At 74.2% G+C, this 19,125-nt stretch carries 16 protein-coding genes; 6 read left to right on the forward strand and 10 right to left on the reverse strand.

The annotated features are described in order from the left end of the window. Positions 1-90: 90 nt before the first annotated feature. Together ABT171_RS08215 and ABT171_RS08220 are read left to right on the forward strand one after the other, a co-directional pair. Positions 91-459 (forward strand): DUF6479 family protein, encoded by a 369-nt coding sequence (locus ABT171_RS08215; protein ID WP_351241061.1) that lies wholly within the window; start codon positions 91-93, stop codon positions 457-459. Positions 460-609: 150 nt separating this feature from the next. After that, entirely contained in the window at positions 610-786 is a 177-nt protein-coding gene (locus ABT171_RS08220) for a hypothetical protein (protein WP_351241063.1), read from the forward strand. Positions 787-902: 116 nt separating this feature from the next. Here ABT171_RS08220 and rfbC read toward each other — a convergent pair whose 3' ends face one another. The 3 genes from rfbC to ABT171_RS08235 form a co-directional block, all read right to left on the reverse strand. Then, the gene (gene rfbC / locus ABT171_RS08225) at positions 903-1,511 is read right to left on the reverse strand and encodes a dTDP-4-dehydrorhamnose 3,5-epimerase (protein ID WP_351241065.1); all 609 of its coding nucleotides are present in this window, start codon (positions 1,509-1,511) and stop codon (positions 903-905) included. Between the two features lie 175 nt (positions 1,512-1,686). Next, positions 1,687-2,271, reverse strand: coding sequence for a hydrolase (locus tag ABT171_RS08230; RefSeq protein ID WP_351241067.1), 585 nt, complete (start codon positions 2,269-2,271; stop codon positions 1,687-1,689). 338 nt (positions 2,272-2,609) lie between these two features. Next, on the reverse strand, positions 2,610-3,047 hold the full coding sequence (locus tag ABT171_RS08235; RefSeq protein WP_351241069.1) for a MarR family winged helix-turn-helix transcriptional regulator: 438 nt from the start codon (positions 3,045-3,047) through the stop codon (positions 2,610-2,612). A 125-nt stretch (positions 3,048-3,172) separates the two neighbouring features. Here ABT171_RS08235 and ABT171_RS08240 point away from each other — a divergent pair, with 125 nt between their 5' ends. From ABT171_RS08240 to ABT171_RS08250, 3 genes are all read left to right on the forward strand, one after another. After that, positions 3,173-6,214 (forward strand): FAD-linked oxidase C-terminal domain-containing protein, encoded by a 3,042-nt coding sequence (locus ABT171_RS08240; RefSeq protein WP_351241071.1) that lies wholly within the window; start codon positions 3,173-3,175, stop codon positions 6,212-6,214. A 65-nt stretch (positions 6,215-6,279) separates the two neighbouring features. Continuing rightward, complete coding sequence (locus ABT171_RS08245; protein ID WP_351241073.1) at positions 6,280-7,290, forward strand: SDR family oxidoreductase; 1,011 nt, start codon at positions 6,280-6,282, stop codon at positions 7,288-7,290. Positions 7,291-7,299: 9 nt separating this feature from the next. Further along, on the forward strand, positions 7,300-7,797 hold the full coding sequence (locus ABT171_RS08250; protein ID WP_351241075.1) for a metallophosphoesterase family protein: 498 nt from the start codon (positions 7,300-7,302) through the stop codon (positions 7,795-7,797). A 194-nt stretch (positions 7,798-7,991) separates the two neighbouring features. Here ABT171_RS08250 and ABT171_RS08255 read toward each other — a convergent pair whose 3' ends face one another. The 7 genes from ABT171_RS08255 to ABT171_RS08285 are packed head-to-tail and all read right to left on the reverse strand — an operon-like array spanning position 7,992 to position 15,843. Next, positions 7,992-8,630: an SRPBCC family protein gene (locus tag ABT171_RS08255; RefSeq protein WP_351241077.1), complete on the reverse strand. Its 639-nt coding sequence runs from the start codon at positions 8,628-8,630 to the stop codon at positions 7,992-7,994. Between the two features lie 21 nt (positions 8,631-8,651). Then, a complete protein-coding gene (locus tag ABT171_RS08260; RefSeq protein ID WP_351241079.1) occupies positions 8,652-9,755 on the reverse strand; it encodes an XdhC family protein in 1,104 nt (367 codons plus the stop codon). Further along, positions 9,748-11,112 carry a vWA domain-containing protein gene (locus ABT171_RS08265; RefSeq protein WP_351241081.1) on the reverse strand — a complete coding sequence of 455 codons (1,365 nt, stop codon included), beginning with the start codon at positions 11,110-11,112 and terminating at the stop codon, positions 9,748-9,750. Before ABT171_RS08265 ends, ABT171_RS08260 begins: the two co-directional genes overlap by 8 nt. A 5-nt stretch (positions 11,113-11,117) precedes the next feature. Beyond that, entirely contained in the window at positions 11,118-11,975 is an 858-nt protein-coding gene (locus ABT171_RS08270) for an AAA family ATPase (RefSeq protein WP_503074411.1), read from the reverse strand. A 33-nt stretch (positions 11,976-12,008) separates the two neighbouring features. Further along, positions 12,009-12,863, reverse strand: a complete 855-nt coding sequence (locus tag ABT171_RS08275; RefSeq protein ID WP_351241083.1) for an FAD binding domain-containing protein — start codon at positions 12,861-12,863, stop codon at positions 12,009-12,011. Next, positions 12,860-15,346: a xanthine dehydrogenase family protein molybdopterin-binding subunit gene (locus tag ABT171_RS08280; protein ID WP_351241085.1), complete on the reverse strand. Its 2,487-nt coding sequence runs from the start codon at positions 15,344-15,346 to the stop codon at positions 12,860-12,862. The genes ABT171_RS08275 and ABT171_RS08280 overlap by 4 nt, the downstream gene beginning before the upstream one ends. Further along, entirely contained in the window at positions 15,343-15,843 is a 501-nt protein-coding gene (locus tag ABT171_RS08285; protein ID WP_351241087.1) for a (2Fe-2S)-binding protein, read from the reverse strand. Before ABT171_RS08285 ends, ABT171_RS08280 begins: the two co-directional genes overlap by 4 nt. Before the next feature lie 248 nt (positions 15,844-16,091). On the opposite strand from ABT171_RS08285, the gene ABT171_RS08290 reads away from it, so the two are divergent. Continuing rightward, a complete protein-coding gene (locus ABT171_RS08290; RefSeq protein WP_351241089.1) occupies positions 16,092-18,899 on the forward strand; it encodes a GTP-binding protein in 2,808 nt (935 codons plus the stop codon). Positions 18,900-19,125 lie beyond the last annotated feature (226 nt).

Here is a 19,125-nt window from a genome sequence, read left to right on the forward strand (position 1 = left end):
TGACGCTACTCCGCGTCACCTTCGGCCCCCCGCGCGCCACGCCTCGCATCGGGGGTCGTATCCGCCGCTCGGCCGGGTACCCGGCGCCCCATGAACGTCGCCATGTATGCAGCAGCAGCCGGTGCCCAGGTCTTCGGGTACGTCCTCATCCTGCTGGCCGGGGTCGCCTGCGTCGCCGGACTGATCTGGGCCTTCCGGCTCGGCTTCAAGGTGCGCGAGCGCGAACCGGCCCCGCCACGACCCGACGAGCATCCCGCGATGCCCGCGTCCGGTCCGGTCCACGAGACCGTCGAGATGCGTGAACCCGACGAGCTGCCCCGGGCCGGGGGCGACAGCGAGCGGCTGACTCCCTACCAGATCGGCAACGTCCGCTCCAGGCGCGCCGACGACCAGCGCCGCCCGCGCTGGTCGCCCGGCTCCAGCGGGTCCTTCGGCGGCGGAGGCGGCGGCCGGACCTGACGGGCCGCGTTTGCGGGAGCGGCGCCCCGGGGACCCGGTGAGGCACACATCGCACACAGGCCCCGCCGAGGCACGGATCGCACACTGTCCCGCGCGGGGCCGGCCGACCGGCCCAGGCCGGCGCAGGAACGCAGAAGGAAGAGGGACGACGTGACCGCGCATCCCAGTGAGAAACCCGCCCTGCCCCACACCGAGACCGGCTGGGCGAAGGCCCGCCGCCGGCGAGGCCGGGGAGTGCGGACCTGTCTCCCCGCCATCCTGGAGCGCGGCCCGGCACCACAGCGGGGGACCGCCTGCGAGGAGAACATCGTGCGGGGCGAGGACTAGGGCCTGTCTGACAATTCCCGTCTGCCGCGGGCGACGACGCGAATTGTCAGACAGGCCCTAGGGTCCTTCAGGCCGGCCGAGGACTCGCGCGCCGCTCGTCGGCACCTGTTGCGCCGTCAGCCGCCGAGCCCGCCCGAGCGCAGCCGCTCGTAGTGGGCGGAGCAGTCCGCGTGCGTGGGCAGCAGCCCGGACCGCTCCGCCTCGGCCAGCGACGGCGCCCCGGCGTCCTTGTCCGACAACACGGGCTCGATCCCCTCGGGCCAGGCGATGCCCAGCGCGGGGTCCAGCGGGTGCACCCCGTGCTCGCGCTCCGGCGTGTACCCGGTCGAGCACAGGTACACCACCGTGGCGTCGTCCGTGAGTGCCATGAAGGCGTGTCCGAGGCCCTCCGCGAGGAACGTGGCGCGCCGGGTCCCTTCGTCCAGCCGTACCGCCTCCCACTGCCCGTAGGTGGGGGAGCCGACGCGGATGTCCACCGCCACGTCGAGGACGGCTCCGCGCACACAGGTGACGTACTTGGCCTGACCGGGCGGTACGTCGGCGAAGTGGATGCCGCGCAGCACACCCCGCCGGGACACCGAGCAGTTGGCCTGGGCGAGGTCGAAGTCGTAGCCCGTGGTCTCGCGGAAGTCCGCGCGCCGGTACCACTCGTGGAAGCTGCCCCGCTCGTCCGGGAAGACCTGGGGCTCCAGCACCCAGGCACCCGCCATCCCCAGTTGTCGCACGCCCTCATGCCTTCCGTGTCGTCGTGGTCGCCGGCGTTCTCCCTGCCTCGTCCAGCAGCGTCCCTGCCCCCCTTGTCCGCCGGCCGTTGCGTCCGTGGCACGGCGCGCGTGGCCGCATGCTAACCCGGCCCCTGCGCGGACGGGCGGATACCGCGCAAAAGGGCCGGGCGGCCGGTCAGTTGGGGGTCTTGGCGAGCAGCTCCAGGATCCCGGCGGTCGTACCGCGCTCGCCGAGCCGCGGGAAGATCCGCTCGACGCTGTTCGCGTGCGCCTCGGGGACGGCGTCGGCCATCGCGTCGGTGGCGAGGGTGACGTGGTAGCCGTGGGCGTAGGCGTCGCGGGCGGTGGACTCCACGCCGATGCTGGTGGCGATGCCGGTCAGCACGATCTGGGTGATGCCGCGGCGGCGCAGCTGCACGTCCAGGTCGGTGCCGTGGAAGGCGCTCCAGTTGTGCTTGGTGACGTGGATGTCGCCGTCATGGCCGGACAGCTCGTCGACGAGGACGTCCCAGCCGTCCGGGAAGGCGAGCCCGCGTGCCTGGTGCTCGGTACGGCCGGGGACCGCGTCGGCCCAGTCGGGCGCGAAGGAGACCCGCACCAGGACCACGGGCAGCCCCCGTGAGCGGAAGGCGCCGGCGAGTTCGGCGGTGCGGGAGACGACGTCCGCGGCCGCGTGCGGCTGGACGGGCATGCCGACGATTCCCTGCTGCAGGTCGATCGCGACGAGGGCGGTACGGGGGTCGAGCGTGGTCAGCGCCATGGGTGGTCAGGCCTTTCGGGGGTGGTCGTCCGTGCGGTGGTGAGCCGGCCGGGTGAGCGGTCCGGCGAGGTCGTGGCCGGCCGCGGGGCGGGGCCGGCGAGCGTGAACACGGCCATGCCTGCAGCCGGCCGTGTCGGCGCGGTGCGGGGGACGCCGCGTGGCGGCGGTCGCGCCCGGTGCGCCGAGGTACGGCAAGGTCCGCAGCGTGCGGGGCCGCGGGTCCGGCACCCGCGGTTCCCGCGCCGCGAAAGCGGTGGCAGCGGCGGCCGGCGGCGACGGCGGACACCGGCGGCGGGTGCGGCGGTTGGCCCTTCCGGTGTGTCCGGCGAGCGCCGGTGTCACTGCTGCGACAGCCGTTCCAGCAGCTCCAGCGCCCTGCGGACCGTCTGCCGTTCCTCCTCGGTGTAGCGGTCCTGGAAGGCACGTGCCAGCCACTCCTCGCGGATCTGCCGGTTGCCCTCGACGCGGGCCCGGCCCGCGTCGGTCAGGGTGACCAGCTGGCGGCGGCCGTCGTCCGGGTCGGGGGTGCGCCGGATCAGACCGTGCTGCTCCAGGGCCGCCAGGGTGGCCGCCATGGACTGCGGGCGTACCCCCTCGGCGGCGGCGAGCGCGCTGGCCGTGGCGGCGCCGTGCTTGCCGGCCAGGGTGAGCGCCGACTCCTGGGAAGGGCTCAGGTCCGTGTCCTGGGCCACCTCGCGGATGCGGCGCCGCAACCGGCTGAACACCACGCGCAGATCGCGCGCGGTGCGGGCGGCGGAGTCGGAGATGTCGGCCATGCCGTCCACCCTAGGACCGGCAGCCGGAACTGTCCAGCTCAGACTGTTCAGTTTTACCTGAGTAATTGCCGGGTACTCGGCGGTCCTCGGACAGGGCAGCACGTCGCCGACTCAAGGGAGCGCAGATGACCCCTGCGGACATGTCCGGCCTGGAGGCGGCGCTGCGCGCCGAGGTGGACGGCGAGGTGCGCTTCGACGCCGGCAGCCGCGGCGCCTACGTCACGGACGGTTCGAACTACCGGCAGGTCCCCCTGGGCGTCGTCGTGCCCCGCACGGTGGAGGCGGGCGCCCGGGCGCTGTCGGTGTGCGCGCGCTTCGACGCCCCCGTCCTCTCCCGGGGCGGCGGCACCAGCCTGGCCGGCCAGTCGACCAACACCGCCGTGGTGCTCGACTGGAGCAAGTACTGCACCCGGCTGATCTCCGTCGACCCCGAGCGGCGCACCTGCGTGGTGGAGCCCGGGATCGTGCTCGACGAGCTCAACCGTCAACTCGCCGGGCACAAGCTGCAGTTCGGGCCGAAGCCCTCCACCCACAGCCACTGCGCGCTCGGCGGCATGATCGGCAACAACTCCTGCGGCGCCTCCGCACAGGCCTACGGCAAGACCGTCGACAACGTCCGGCGCCTGGAGATCCTCACCTACGACGGCCAGCGCGCCTGGGTCGGCCCCACCCCGCCCGACGAACGCGACCGGATCGTCAGCGGCGGCGGGCGGCTCGCCGAGATCTACGCCGGCCTCGACCGCATCGCCACCGAGTACCTCGCCGACATCCGCCGCGGCTACCCGAAGATCCCGCGCCGCGTCTCCGGCTACAACCTCGACTCGCTGCTGCCCGAGAACGGCTTCGACGTGGCCCGGGCGCTCGTCGGCAGCGAGGGCACCCTGGTCACCGTCCTGCGCGCCGAACTCGACCTCGTGCCGGTGCCGCCGTACCAGTCGCTGCTCGTCCTCGGCTACGACGACATCTGCGCCGCCGGCGACGACGTACCCCGGCTGCTGGAGCACTGCTCGCCCAGCCAGCTGGAGGCACTGGACGGCCGGATGGCCGAGCTGATGCGCGAGGAGGGCGCCTACCTCGACTCCCTGAACGTGCTGCCCGAGGGCGACAGCTGGCTGATGGTGCAGTACAGCGGCGACAGCCAGGAAGACGTCGACGAGCAGGCCCACGCCCTGCTCCGGGCCATCGGCCGCGACGAGAAGGAGAGCACCGTCGCCTTCTCCGACGACCCCGGACGCGAGCAGAAGATGCTCAAGGCCCGCGAGGCCGGACTCGGCGTCACCGCGCGCCCGCCGGACGACCGTGAGACCTGGGAGGGCTGGGAGGACTCCGCCGTACCGCCCGACCGGCTCGGCGACTATCTGCGGGACCTGAAGAACCTGTTCGACGAGTTCGACTACGACCACCCGTCCCTGTACGGCCACTTCGGCCAGGGCTGTGTGCACACCCGCATCCCGTTCGGCCTGCGTACCGCCGAAGGTGTCGCGCACTTCCGGCGCTTCGTGGAGCGCGCCGCCGACCTCGTCGCCTCCTACGGCGGCTCCCTGTCCGGCGAGCACGGCGACGGCCAGTCCCGTGGTGAACTGCTCACCCGCATGTTCGGCGAGCGGCTGGTGACCGCCTTCGGCGAGCTGAAGGCGCTCTTCGACCCGAAGAACCGGATGAACCCCGGAAAGGTCGTCCACCCCAACCCGGTCGACGGCCAGCTGCGGCTCGGCCCCTCCTGGCGGCCGGCCACCCCCTCGACCCACTTCGACTTCCCCGAGGACGAGCACTCCTTCAACCGGGCGGTGATGCGCTGCGTCGGCATCGGCAACTGCCGGGGCCACTCCGGCGGCGTCATGTGCCCCTCCTACCGGGCCACCATGGAGGAGGAGCACTCCACCCGCGGCCGGGCCCGGCTGCTGTTCGAGATGCTCGACGGACACGCCGACTCCGCGATCAAGGACGGCTGGCGCTCCACCGCCGTACGCGACGCGCTCGATCTCTGCCTGGCCTGCAAGGGCTGCAAGTCCGACTGCCCCACCGGCGTCGACATGGCCACCCTCAAGGCGGAGTTCACGGCCCACCACTACGAGGGCCGGATCAGGCCCATGGCCCACTACTCCATGGGCTACCTGCCGCTGTGGGCCCGCCTCTCCCGCATCGCCCCCTCCGTGGTCAACTCCGCGCTGCACGCGCCCGGCCTGGCCCGCCTGGGCAAGCGGCTCGCCGGCATCGACGAGGCCCGCTCGGCACCCGTGTTCGCCGAGGAGTCCTTCGTCCAGTGGTGGCGGTCCCGCGACCGGCCGGAACCGGACCCGGCCGACCCGCGCACCGTGGTGCTGTGGCCCGACACCTTCAGCACCTACTTCCACCCCTCGATCGCGAAGTCGGCCGTACGCGTGCTGGAGGGCGCGGGCTTCCGGGTGGCCGTGCCCACCGAGCCGGTGTGCTGCGGGCTGACCTGGATCTCCACCGGCCAACTCCCCGTCGCCAAGAAGGTGCTGAGCCGCACCCTGGGCGTGCTGCGCCCCTACCTGGAGGCGGGCACCCCGGTCATCGGCCTCGAACCCTCCTGCACGGCCGTCTTCCGCGCCGACGCCCCCGAGCTGATGCCGGCCGACCAGGACGTGCAGCGGCTGGCCGGACAGGTCCGCACCTTCGCCGAACAGCTCGTCCACCACGCCCCCGACGACTGGCGGCCACCGCAGCTCGCCCGGCAGGCGACCGTGCAGACCCACTGCCACCAGCACGCCATCATGAAGTTCGACGCCGACCGCGAGCTGATGCGCCGCGCCCACCTGGACGCCGAGGTCCTCGACGAGGGCTGCTGCGGCCTCGCCGGCAACTTCGGCTTCGAACGCGGCCACCACGAGGTGTCCATGGCCGTCGCCGAACTGGGCGTCCTGCCCGCCGTACGCGGAGCGGCACCCGACAGCCTCGTCCTCGCCGACGGCTTCAGCTGCCGCACCCAGATCGAGGAGGGCGGCACCGGCCGCCGTGCCCTGCACCTCGCCGAGGTCCTCGCGCTGGGCCTGGACGGCAACCTGCCCAGCGACCACCCGGAACGCCTGGCCGCCCGCCCGCCCGAACCCTCCCGTACCGCCCGCTGGGCGACGGCCGCCGCGGCGGCGGCCCTTCCCGCGGGCGCCGCGCTGGGGCTGCGGCTGCTCCGGCGCCGGAGCTGAGGAGGCGGTCAGGGGTGGGAATCAGAAGTCAGGAGCAGGAGTCGGGAGCAGGAGGAGAGAGGAACATGCCCCCCACCGTCGTCATCACCGGCGCCAGCGCCGGCATCGGCCGGGCCACCGCCCGCCTGTACGCCCGGCGCGGCGCGAACGTCGTGCTGGTCGCGCGCGGCGAGGGCGGCCTGGAGGCGGCGGCCGACGAGGTCGCGGCGCTCGGCGGACGCCCGCTCGTGCAGGCGGCCGACGTGGCCGACGCGGCCCGGGTGGAGGCCGTCGCCGACGCCGCCGAGAAGGAGTTCGGCCCGATCGACATCTGGATCAACTGCGCCTTCTCGTCGGTGTTCGCGCCCTTCGACGAGATCACCCCCGAGGAGTTCCGCCGGATCACGGACGTGACCTACCTTGGCTTCGTCAACGGCACCCGCTCTGCCCTCAGGCGCATGCTGCCCCGCGACCGCGGCACGATCGTGCAGGTCGGCTCGGCGCTCGGGGAGCGGTCGATCCCGCTGCAGTCGGCGTACTGCGGCGCCAAGCACGCCATCAACGGCTTCACCTCCTCCCTGCGCACCGAACTGCTGCACCGCGGCAGCAACGTCCACGTCACCGTCGCCCAGATGCCCGCGGTCAACACACCCCAGTTCGCATGGGTGCGCTCCCGGCTCTCCAGGCACCCGATGCCGGTGCCGCCGATCTACCAGCCGGAGGTCGCCGCGCGGGGCGTGGTGTACGCGGCCGACCACCCGCGCCGCAAGCAGTACTACGTCGGCGCCACCACCGTGGCCACCATCTGGGCGAACCGCCTGGTCCCGGCCCTGCTCGACCGCTACCTGGCCCGCACCGGCGTCGACTCCCAGCAGACCGACCGGATCCCGCCGGCCGGCCTGGACAACCTCTTCGAGCCGGTGGACACCGAGCGCGTCGAGGACCAGGGCGCCCACGGCTCCTTCGACGAACGCGCCCACGCCCGCTCCTGGCAGGAGACCCTGGTACGGCACCCCGCCGCCATCGCCCTCGGCACCGGCGCCGCCGTACTCGGCGCGGTCGCCGGCGTGCGCCGGCTGACCTCCCGCACGGCCTAGGCTGGCCGGGTGCGCCTCCTGCTGATGTCCGACACGCACCTGCCCAAGCGCGCCAAGCGGCTCCCCGAGCCGCTGCTGGCCGAACTCCCGCACGCGGACGTCGTGTTCCACGCCGGGGACTGGGTGGACACCGCCACCCTCGACCTGCTGGAGAGCCGCAGCCGCCGGCTCGTCGGGGTCTACGGCAACAACGACGGCCCCGAGCTGCGCGCCCGGCTCCCCGAGGTGGCGTACGCCGAACTGGACGGGCTGCGCTTCGGCGTCGTGCACGAGACCGGCCCCGCCCAGGGCCGCGAGGCCCGCTGCGCCGCCCGCTTCCCCGACCTCGACGTCCTGGTCTTCGGCCACAGCCACATCCCCTGGGACACCACCGCCCCGACCGGCCTGCGCCTGCTCAATCCCGGCTCACCCACCGACCGGCGCCGCCAGCCCCACTGCACCTACCTCACGGCGACCGTCGCCGACGGCGCGCTCACCGACGTGACCCTGCACCGGCTGCCGCGGTAGCGGGCCGTGGGGTGTCAGGTGCTGCTCGACGTCACGATCGTCAACGTCGCCCTGCCCGCCACAGGCTCCGGGCTCGGCACGGACGTCCGCGGGCTGCTGGGGGTACCCCCTCTGGGGGAGGGTGGTCGACGGCTACGCACTGGCGCTCGCGGCGGAGCCGTATACCCATACCGCCCCGCGCCCCTGGGGTGCCGTCACCGGTGCCGAGTCGTGTGCCCACACCGCCGCCACAGCCGCACCGCCACCCAAGCCAGTGCGGTGACCGCGGCCACCAGGCCCGCCGCCCGTTTGGCCACCGGCAGCCCCGCCGTGCGCAGCAGGTCCAGCGGCTCCGGCTCCGTCTCCTCCCCCTGCCGCGCTTGCTCCTCGGCGGCGGCCGGCGCCGGCGCCCGCTCGGCCAGCCGGTCCGCCAGGCAGGTCGCGAACCGGCCCACCAGGCGGTCGCCCACCTCCGCCAGCACCCCCCGCCCGAACTGTGCCGGCCGCCCGGTCACCGTCAGGTCGGTCCGGACCGACACCGCGGTGGCGCCGTCGCGTTCGGTGAGCGTGCCCGTGATCCTCGCGCGGGCCGTGCCCTGGCCCCGGGTTTCCCGGCCGCTCGCCACCAGCACCATCCGGTGCGCCGCCGCGTCCTGCTCCTCGAAGACCGCCGTGCCCCGGTAGGCGACCGTGACCGGGCCGACCCTGACCTTCACCGAGCCGGTCACGGTCTCGCCGTCGTACTCCTCCACCACCGCGCCCGGCAGGCAGGGTGCGACCCGTTCGATGTCGAGGAGCGCGTGCCAGGCGTCGTCGACCGGGACGGGGACGGTGAACTCGTGGTGCAGTTCCATGACCTGCTCCTTGCGGACGCGTCAGACGGGGGTCGGGTGGATGGCCCCGGCGGTCGTCGTCAGCGGCGCGCCGCTGCCGCCCCAGCGCAGGGCGACGATCTCGGCGGCGACGGAGACGGCGACCTCCTCGGGCGTACGGGCCCCGAGGTCGAGCCCGAGCGGCGAGCGCAGCCGGGACAGCTCGGCCTCGGTCAGGCCGGCCTCCAGGAGCCGTTCGCGGCGCTCCTCGTGGGTGTGCCTGCTGCCCATCGCCCCGATGTAGGCGGCCGGGCGGCGCAGCGCCTCCTCCAGCAGCGGCACATCGAACTTCGGGTCGTGGGTGAGGACACAGATCACCGTGCGGTCGTCGGTCGGTGTGCCGGCGAGATAGCGGTGCGGCCAGTCGACCACGACCTCGGCGCCCGCCGGGAAGCGCTTGGGCGTGGCGAAGACCGGGCGCGCGTCGCACACGGTCACCCGGTAGCCGAGGAAGTCGCCGATCCGGGCCACGGCGGCGGCGTAGTCGATCGCCCCGAAGACCAGCATGCGCGGCGGTGGCGCGAACGACTGGAGGAACACGGTCACGGCGTCCTCGCGGCGCTCGCCGTGCGGACCGTAGTGCCGCAGGAGGGAGGCGCCGAGCGCGAGTTCACCGCGTGCGTCGGCGGTCACCGCGACGTCGAGGCCGCTCGCGCCCAGGGTGCCCGCCGCCCGGTCCGGCCAGACGGCGAGCGTGGCGCCGCGCGGCGCGGGTCCGTCCACCACCGTGGCCACCGTCACCGGCTCGCCCTCGGCGACCGACGCGGCGACCGCGCCGAACTCCGGATCCGACCGCGCGGTCACCGGCCGTACCAGCAGGGTGATCTCACCGCCGCAGGTGAGCCCGACCGCGAACGCGTCCTCGTCGCTGTAGCCGAACGTCTCCAGTCGGGCCTCGCCGCTCGCCACCACCTCCTGGGCGAGCTCGAACACCGCGCCCTCCACGCAGCCCCCGGACACGCTTCCCACGACCTCGTCGTCCGGGCCCACCGCCATGGCGGCACCGGGGCCGCGCGGCGCGCTGCGGCTGACCGCGACGACCGTGGCCAGCCCGAACGGAACACCGGCCGCGTGCCAGCGCGCCAGCGCCGGCAGGATCTCACGCACCATCCGCTCCTCTCACCGGGACCACCGGGTCCGCCCCGGCCCGGGCACCGCGCACCACCGCCGCCAGCCGCTCCAGCGCCGCCAGACTGTGTCCCTCGACGAACGCGTCCACGCTCGGCAGGGCCGCCGCCATCCCGGCCGCCAGCGGCGCATAACCGGGGCGCGCCTTGCGCGGGTTCGCCCAGACCACCTGGTGGGCCAGGGCGTGCAGGCGGCGCATCTGCTGCCCGAGCAGCTCCGGATCGCCGCGCTCCCAGCCGTCCGAGAGCAGCACGACGATCGCCCCGCGCGCCATCCCGCGCTGCCCCCAGCGGTTCAGGAACTCGCGCACCAGCTCGCCGAGCCGGGTGCCGCCGCGCCAGTCGGGCACGGCCGCCGCGACGGCCGACATCGCCAGGTCGGGGTCGCGGTGCGAGAGTTCCCGGGTCACCCGGGTCAGCCGGGTGCCGACGGTGAACACCTCGGTGCGGCCCGCGCGCACCGCCGCGTGCGCGAACCGCAGCAGCGCGTCGGCGTACGGCGCCATCGAGCCGCTCACGTCGACGAGCAGCACCACCCGGCGGGGCCGCGCCACCCGCCGGTGCCGCCGCAGCCGGGCCGGTTCCCCGCCCCGCCGCAGCAACTCCCGTACGGTACGGCGCGGATCGACCTCGCCGCGCCGGGCGGGCCTGCGCCGCGCCGAGCGCCGGGTCTGCCCGTGCAGCGTGAACGCGGCCAGCAGTCGGCGCAGTTGGGCACGCTCGGCGGCGTCCAGCTCGCTCACGTCGCGGTGCCGCAGCACCTCGGCCGAGCTGGCGAGCGCGGCGACCGGCGGTCCCGGCGGTTCCCCCTCGCCCGGCGCGGGCGGGCCGGGCGGCGCCGGCCGGGCGACGAGCCGGAGCCGGGGCGGGGCAGCGGCACGCACCGGGTGCGGGGCCGGTTCGCCGGAGGGTCCGAAGTAGGCCGCGAACACCCGCTCGTACCGCTCCAGATCATCGTGCCCGCCGCACAGCGTCGCCCGCCCCGCCCAGTACACGTCCGCGCGCACCCACGGCCGCAGCGCGCTGACGGCACGCAGGAACGCGTACAGACGCTCACTGCTCGCGTCGACACCCGCGGCCCGCAGCGCCCGCACGAACCCGAGCAACACGGCATCCGCCCCGAGGCGTTCGCGGTCCGCTCCGGGCCGCTCGGCGTCCGCTCCCAGTGGCCCGGGGTCCGTCCCGCGCGGGCCGGGGGTGCTGCCGAGCCGTTCCGTGTTCGGCGCGAGCCGTTCGCCGTGGGTCCCCCGCGGATCCCGGTGCGGCCGTGAGCCGTCGCCGGGCGGTACGGCGTCCGCTCCCGGCGGAAGGTGCGCGCCGCTCCCGGTCGTGGCCATCGCCGTCACCCGCCCCGGGCCGCGAGGACCGCCGCGAGATCGAGGCCCCGTGCCCGGTCCGTGTCCTCGCGGTACTTCAGCACCGAGCCCAGCGTCGCCACCGCCAGCTCCGCGTCCACCTCGCTCGCCCCCAGCGCGTCCAGGGCCTCGGCCCAGTCCAGGGTCTCGGCCACGCCGGGCGGTTTGAGCAGGTCCGCGCCCCGCAGCGCCTGCACCAGCGCCGTGACCTGCTCGGCCAGCCGCGCCGACACCCCGGGCAACCGGCGCCGCACGATGGCCAGTTCGCGGGCGAAGGAGGGATGGTCGAACCAGTGGTACAGGCAGCGCCGCTTCAGCGCGTCGTGCACCTCCCGGGTCCGGTTGGAGGTCAGGACGACGACCGGCGGGTCCTCGGCGCGCAGCGTGCCCAGCTCCGGGATCGTGACCGAGTACTCGGACAGCAGCTCCAGCAGAAACGCCTCGAACTCGTCGTCGGCCCGGTCGATCTCGTCGACCAGCAGCACCGACGGCCGGGTCTGGAGGGCCTGGAGCAGCGGCCGGGCGATCAGGAAACGGCGGTCGTACAGCTCGCTCTCCAGGCGCTCCGCGTCCGTCACCCCGGCCGCCTCGGCGGCTCTCAGATGCAGCAGCTGACGCGGGAAGTCCCAGTCGTACAGGGCCTGCGAGGCGTCGATGCCCTCGTGGCACTGCAGCCGGATCAGCGGCGCGCCCAGCGCCTGGGCCAGGGCGGCGGCGAGCGCGGTCTTGCCCACACCCGCGTCGCCCTCGCAGAACAGCGGCCGGTGCAGCCTCAGGGCCAGGTAGCAGGTGACGGCGAGCCCTTCGTCGACGAGGTACCCCGTCTCCTCCAGGCGGGCCCGCACCTGCTCCGGGTCGTCGGTCCGGATGATCGGCGCTCACCCCATTCCGGTGGCGGCCAGCACCGCCCGCCTGGTCAGCACCCGCGCCAGGTGCTGCCGGTACTCGGGCGAGGCGGACAGGTCCTGCGCGGGCCGGGTGCCCTCGGCCGCCGCCTCGGCGGCCCGCGCCACGGCCTCGGGGCCGCCGGCGCCGGACAGCGCCTGTTCGGCCGCGGTGGCCCGCAGCGGGGTCGGGCCCATGTTGGTCAGTCCGATGCGGGCCTCGGTGACGCGCCCGTCGTGGCGCCGTACCAGTGCGGCGACGCCGACGATGGCCCAGGACTGGGCGACCGGGTGGAACTTCTCGTAGTGGAAGTCCCAGCCGTCCGTCTTGGGGATCCGGACCTCCGTCAGCAGTTCGTCGGGGGCGAGCGCGGACTGGAGGTAGTCGACGAAGAACTCCCGGGCCGGGACCGTGCGCCGGCCGCCAGGACCGGTCACGACCAGCTCGGCCTCCAGGGCCAGGGCCACGGCGGGCAGGTCCCCGGCCGGATCGGCGTGCGCCAGCGAACCGCCCAGGGTGCCGCGGTGCCGTACGGCCGGGTCGGCGACCGTGGCCGTCGCCTCGGCGAGCAGCCCGGCGTGCTCGCGCACCAGCGGGTCGTGGACCACATCGTGGTGCGTGGTCAGCGCGCCGACGACGAGGGTGTCACCGTCCTCGCGGACCCCGCGCAGCTCCGGGATCCGGCCGACGTCCACGACGAGCTCCGGGAAGGCCAGCCGCAGCCGCAGCAGCGGCAGCAGGCTCTGCCCGCCGGCCAGCACCTTCGCCTCCTCGCCCGCGTCGGCGAGCGCGCGGACCGCCTCGTCCACGCTCGTGGGACGGGTGTACTCGAACGCGGGGGGAATCATGCCGAACCCTCCTCACCCGGCCGGCCGTACTGGCCGAGTTCGCCGGACTGCGCGGCCTGCCCGGACTGCCCGGACCGGGCCTGGCCCGTGCCGCCGGTCGCGTCGGCCGGGGCGGCCCCGCCGGTCCGGGCCTCCTGAACGGCCTGCCACACCCGGTGCGGCGAGCACGGCATCCGTACGTCCCGCACGCCGAGCGGCCTGAGCGCGTCCACGACGGCGTTGACCACGGCGGGCGTCGACGCGATCGTCCCCGCCTCACCGACTCCCTTGACGCCCAGGGCGTTCGACGTCGCCGGTGTCTCCGTCCGGTCGGTCGTGAACTCCGGCAGGTCGGCCGCCGACGGCACGAGATAGTCGGCCAGGGTGCCGGAGACGAGGTTGCCGTCGTCGTCGTACACGGCCTCCTCGTACAGTGCCTGCGCGATGCCCTGCGCGAGGCCGCCGTGCACCTGCCCCTCGACGATCATCGGGTTGACGACGTGGCCCACGTCGTCGACGCAGACGTACGACCGGATCCTGGTCTTCCCGGTCTCCGTGTCGACCTCGACCGCGCACAGGTGGGTGCCGTGCGGGTAGGAGAAGTTCTCCGGGTCCACCACGTGCTCGGCGTTGATGGTGGGCTCGACGCCGTCGGGCAGGTCGTGGTTGGTGAACGCCTCGAAGGCGATCTCCTGGATGGTCCTACGGGCTTCCGGCGATCCCTTGACGGAGAACACGCCGCCGCTGAACTCCAGGTCCTGCTCGCTCGCCTCCAGCAGGTGGGCGGCGACCTTCCGGGCCTTGTCGACGACCGTCCGCGCGGCCCGGTGCACGGCCTCGCCGCCGACGGCCAGCGACCGGGAGCCGTAGGTGTCCATGCCCTGCGGGACCGCCCTGGTGTCCCCGTGCACCACCTCGACGTCCTCGAAGGGCACGCCCAGCACGTCGGCCGCGATCTGGCTCCAGCAGGTCTCGTGGCCCTGCCCGTGCGGACTGGTGCCGGTGACGACCTCGACCTTGCCGGTGGGCAGCATGCGGATGCTCGCCGCCTCCCAGCCGCCGGCCCCGTACCTGAGGTCGCGCAGCACCCGGCTCGGCGCGAGACCGCACATCTCGGTGTACGTCGACACGCCGATGCCGAGCCGTACGGGGTCGCCGCGCTGGTTGCGCTCCCGCTGCTCGGCACGCAGGCCGTCGTAGCCGAACAGGGCGAGGGCCTTCTCGGTGGCCGCCTCGTAGTTGCCGCTGTCGTAGGTCAGTCCGGCGATCGTGGTGTAGGGGAACTCCTCGTGCCGGATCCAGTTCCGGCGTCTCAACTCCACGGGATCCAGGCTCAGTTCGGCCGCCAGCTCGTCCATGATCCGCTCGATGGCGAAGGTCGCCTCGGGACGCCCGGCGCCGCGGTAGGCGTCGGTGGGGGTGCGGGTGGTGAACACGCCGGTGCAGGTGAACTCGTAGGCGTCCATCTTGTAGATCGCCGGGTACATGAAGGCGCCGAGGATCGGGATGCCCGGGGTGACCAGCATCAGGTAGGCGCCCATGTCGGCGGTGAGGTCCACCTTCAGGCCGAGCAGTCTTCCCTCGCGGGTGGCGGCGATCTCGATGTCCTGGATCACGCCGCGGCCGTGGTGGGTGGCGAGCGCGGCCTCGGAGCGGGACTCGGTCCACTTCACCGGCCGGCCCAGCCTGCGGGCGACCGCGAGGGCGAGGGCCTCCTCGCCGTACACCTGGAGCTTCGAGCCGAAGCCGCCGCCCACGTCCGGCGCGATCACCCGCAGCTTGTGCTCCGGGATCCCGGTGACCGTCGCGAGCATGATCCGCAGGATGTGCGGGATCTGGGTCGCCGAGTAGACCGTGTACTCGCCGGAGGCGGCGAGCGGGGTGACGACCACCGCCCGTGGCTCCATCGCGTTGGGGATCAGCCGCTGCTGGTGGTAGCGGCGCTTCAGGGTCACCTCGGCGCGTTCGCGCACCGCGTCGAAGCTCTCGCCGGTGGCGAGCGGCCAGGTGTAGCAGCGGTTGGTGCCCTTGTCGGAGTGGACCAGCGGGGCGTCCTCGGCGAGCGCGGCCTCCAGGTCGAGGACCGGGGGCAGCGGGTCGTAGTCGACCTCGACCGCCTCCAGCGCGTCGGCGGCGGCGTACCGGTCGCGGGCCACCACGACCGCCACCGGGTCGCCGGCGTGGCGGACCTCGTCGACGGCGACGGGCGGGTGGCCGGGCAGCACGATGTCCTCGGTCACCGGCCAGGCGCACGGCAGTGAGCCCAGCCCCTCGGCGAGGTCGGCGCCGCTGAACGCCGCGACGACGCCGGGCCGTCCGAGGGCGGGGGAGACGTCGACGCGGGTGAGGCGGGCGTGGGCCATCGGGCTGCGCAGGATCGCCAGATGGAGGAGCCCTGAGACCTGGATGTTGTCGGTCCAGTTGGTCTGGCCGGTGATCAGCCGGGCGTCCTCCTTGCGCAGCCGGGCGCGGCCGACCTCGCGTTCGACGGCCTGGCCGGTCATGCCGTGACCTCCTCGGTGGCCTGGTGCCCGGAGGCGTCCTGCTGTCCGGCCGCGGCGAGCACCGCGCGGACGATGTTCTGGTAGCCGGTGCAGCGGCACAGGTTCCCCTCCAGGCCCTTGCGGATCTCCTCCGGGCCGGGGTGCGGGTTCTCACGGAGCAGATCGCGCGCCGCCATGATCATGCCGGGGGTGCAGTAGCCGCACTGGAGACCGTGCTTCTCGTGGAACGCGCGCTGCAGCGGTGTCCACTCACCGTCCTGCGCGAGCCCCTGGATCGTCGTCACCTCGCACCCGTCCGCCTGGACGGCGAGCACCGAGCAGCTCTTCACGCTCGCCCCGTCCAGGTCGACCGTGCACGCTCCGCAGTTGGAGGTGTCGCAGCCGATCGGGGTGCCGGTCAGGCCGAGGCGGTCGCGGAGGTAGTGGGCCAGGAGGAGACGGGGCTCCACGTCGTCCTCGTAGGTGGTGCCGTCGACGTTCACCGAGATGCGGGTCATGGGCCCTCCAGACCGTGCGGAAGAGGGTTTTCAGCCACCTGGCGTGATGTACGTCACCCTACGACCGCGCTCCGGGCGCGGCGAGTGCTGCCCCGGAGTGTTTGTTGAGCGTTAATCCATTGCTGCCGGGTGCCGGTGTCTGCTGCACTGCGCGGCATACGTCGTCACACAGAGAGGACCAGCGATGCGCGCTGCGTGCATGTCCACCCAGGAAGGAACCCACCCCGTGCCGAAGGACATCACGCTCAGTGCATCTGCTCAATCTCGGAATCCTCGCCCATGTCGACGCCGGTAAGACCAGCCTGACCGAACGGCTGCTGCACACCGCCGGAGTGATCGACGAGGTCGGCAGCGTCGACGCCGGCAGCACCACCACGGACACGCTCGCGCTGGAGCGGCAGCGCGGTATCACCATCAAGTCCGCCGTCGTGTCGTTCCCGCTCGACGGCGTCACCGTCAACCTCCTCGACACCCCCGGTCACCCGGACTTCATCGCCGAGGTCGAGCGGGTGCTCGGCGTGCTCGACGGCGCCGTCCTGGTCGTCTCGGCCGTCGAGGGCGTCCAGGCGCGGACGCGGGTGCTGATGCGCACCCTGCGCCGGCTGGGCATCCCCACCCTGATCTTCGTCAACAAGATCGACCGGCGGGGTGCCCGCGAGGAGGCGGTGCTCCGCCAGATGGCCCAGCGGCTGGCCGTACCGCTGGTCCCGATGGGCCGGGCCGCCGGTCTCGGCACCCGCGCCGCCCGCTTCGTACCCGGCCTCGGCCCGGCCGCGCCGGAGGCGCTCGCCGACCACGACGACGACCTGCTCGCCGCATACCTGGACGGCGACGTACCCGCGGCCCGCCTGCACGCCGCCCTGGCCGCGCAGACCCGGCGTGCACTGGTCCATCCGGTGTACTTCGGCTCCGCCATCACCGGCGCCGGCGTACCGGAGCTGATCGCCGGCATCGAACACCTGCTGCCCACCGCCGACGGCGACCCGGCCGGCCCTCTGTCGGCCACGGTCTTCAAGGTCGAACGCGGCCCGGCGGGGGAGAAGGTGGCCTACGCCCGCATCTTCTCGGGCACCTTGCACGTCCGCGACCGCATCCCGTTCGGAGAGGGCACAGAGGAGGGGCCGGCCACCGCTGCCCACGGCCGTGACGCCGACGGCCGCAGGCCGGCCGGGGCCACCGGCGGCGCCGGGAGTGGCGACGGCCGTGGGGTGGGCGGGGCTGCCGGCGGTGCCCGGAGTGGCGCCGGCCGTGGGGTGGGCGGGGCCACCGGCGATGGCCGTACGGCGGGCCGGGCCACCAGCGATTCTGAGCCGGGGCTCGCCACGGATGGCCGGGCGCAGGGCCTGGCGGCCGTCGGCCGCGTGGGCGGTCGGGTTGCCGAAGGCCGGGCGGAGGGGCGGGACTCCGCCGCCCGGGCTGCGGACCAGGCGACTCGTGGCCGCGAGGCCGGCGCTGCCGAGACCCGGGACGCCGACGGCCCGGTGAAGGGCGGCGCCCCCGGCGGCCCGGTGGGTGGCCATGCCTTCGGCGGCCCGGTGGAGGGCGGTGCCTCTGCCGGCCCGGTAAGTGTCCATGGCTCCGGCGGCCCGGTGGGTGGTCTTGCCTCCGGCGGCCCGGTGCTCGGCCCTATCTCCGAGGACCCGGTGGAAGGCCGTGTCGTCGACGGCTCGCTGGAGGGTCACGCCTGCGACGGCCCGCTGGAGGGACGGGATTCCGGCGGTCGTGGACGGGCGGCTGTGCGGGTCGCCGGCGGCTACGGGGAAGGGTGCTCGCAGGGCGAGGGGGTCGATGGGCCGGCGGGGAGCCGTGCCTGCGACGGCCTGCTGGGGAGCCGGGCTTCTGACGGTCGTGTACGCGCGGTTGAGCGGGGCGTCGGCGGCCGGGGGAAGGGCCGCCCGGAGGGCGGGGGTGCCGACGGGTCGGCGGCGGGCCGGGGTGCCCGGCGGCGGGCCGCCGGCCGTGTCACCGGGCTCAGTGTGTTCGAGGGCGGCACCGACGTGCGCCGGGACCGTGCCGGTGCCGGACGGATCGTCAAGGTGTGGGGGCTCGGCGGCATCCGGATCGGTGACGCGCTGGGCCTGCCGAGGCCGGCGTACGTGCACCACTTCGCGCCGCCCACCCTGGAGACCGTCGTCGTCCCCGGCCCCGGCACGGACCGGCGCTCCCTGCACCTCGCCCTCACCCAGCTCGCCGAGCAGGATCCGCTCATCGCGGTCCGGCACGACGACCTGCGCGGGGAGACCTCCGTGTCCCTGTACGGCGAGGTGCAGAAGGAGGTCATCCAGGCGACCCTCGCCGAGGAGTACGGCCTGGACGTCACCTTCCGCGAGACGACGACCCTGTGCATCGAACGGCCGGCCGGCACCGGGCACGCCGTGGAGTTCAACAAGAAGGGCGCCAACCCGTTCCTGGCCACCGTCGGCCTGCGCGTCGAGCCCGCACCGCCCGGCTCCGGCGTGCGGTTCCGGCTGGAGGTGGAGCTGGGCTCGATGCCGTACGCCTTCTTCAAGGCCGTCGAGGACACCGTCCGCGAGACGCTCGGCCAGGGACTGCACGGCTGGCAGATCCCCGACTGCACGGTCACCATGACCCACTCCGGCTACTCGCCCCGGCAGAGCCACGCCCACCAGCGCTTCGACAAGAGCATGTCGAGCACCGGCTACGACTTCCGGGGCCTGACCCCGCTGGTCCTGACCGAGGCGCTGCGCCGGGCCGGCACCCTGGTGCACGAACCCCTGCACCGCTTCCGGCTGGAAGCCCCGGCCGACACACTCGGCGCGCTGCTCCCGGTGCTCGCCCGGCTCGGTGCCGTACCGGAGACCACCGCCGCACCCGGCCCGGCCGTCGTGCTGGAGGGCACGGTGCCGGCCGCCCGGGTACACGAGCTGGAGCAGCGGCTGCCCGGCCTCACCCGGGGCGAGGGAGAGCTGGAGACGGCCTTCGACCACTACGCGCCGGTCACCCGGGGCGCGGTCCCCGAGCGGCCGCGGACCGACCACAACCCGCTGAACCGGAAGGAGTACCTGCTGAATGTGACGCGCAGGGTGGGCGACTGAGCGAAGTGAGCCGGCCGACAGTCAACTTACTCCTGAGTCAGGTGTATTGACGCTGTCCCGGCCGCGCCGGACTGTGGTGGACATGCCGAATATACGGGTGCGTCTGCTGGCTGTTCTGGTCGTCCTCTGCGGATCCCCGGTGGTGGGGGGGGGCGGGCCCGCCCCCCCCCCCCCCCCGCGCCCCCCCCCCCCCCCCCCCCCCCCCCCCCCCCCCCAAAAAAAAAAA

Source organism: Streptomyces sp. NPDC001851 (assembly GCF_040297165.1).
Classification (GTDB): domain Bacteria; phylum Actinomycetota; class Actinomycetes; order Streptomycetales; family Streptomycetaceae; genus Streptomyces.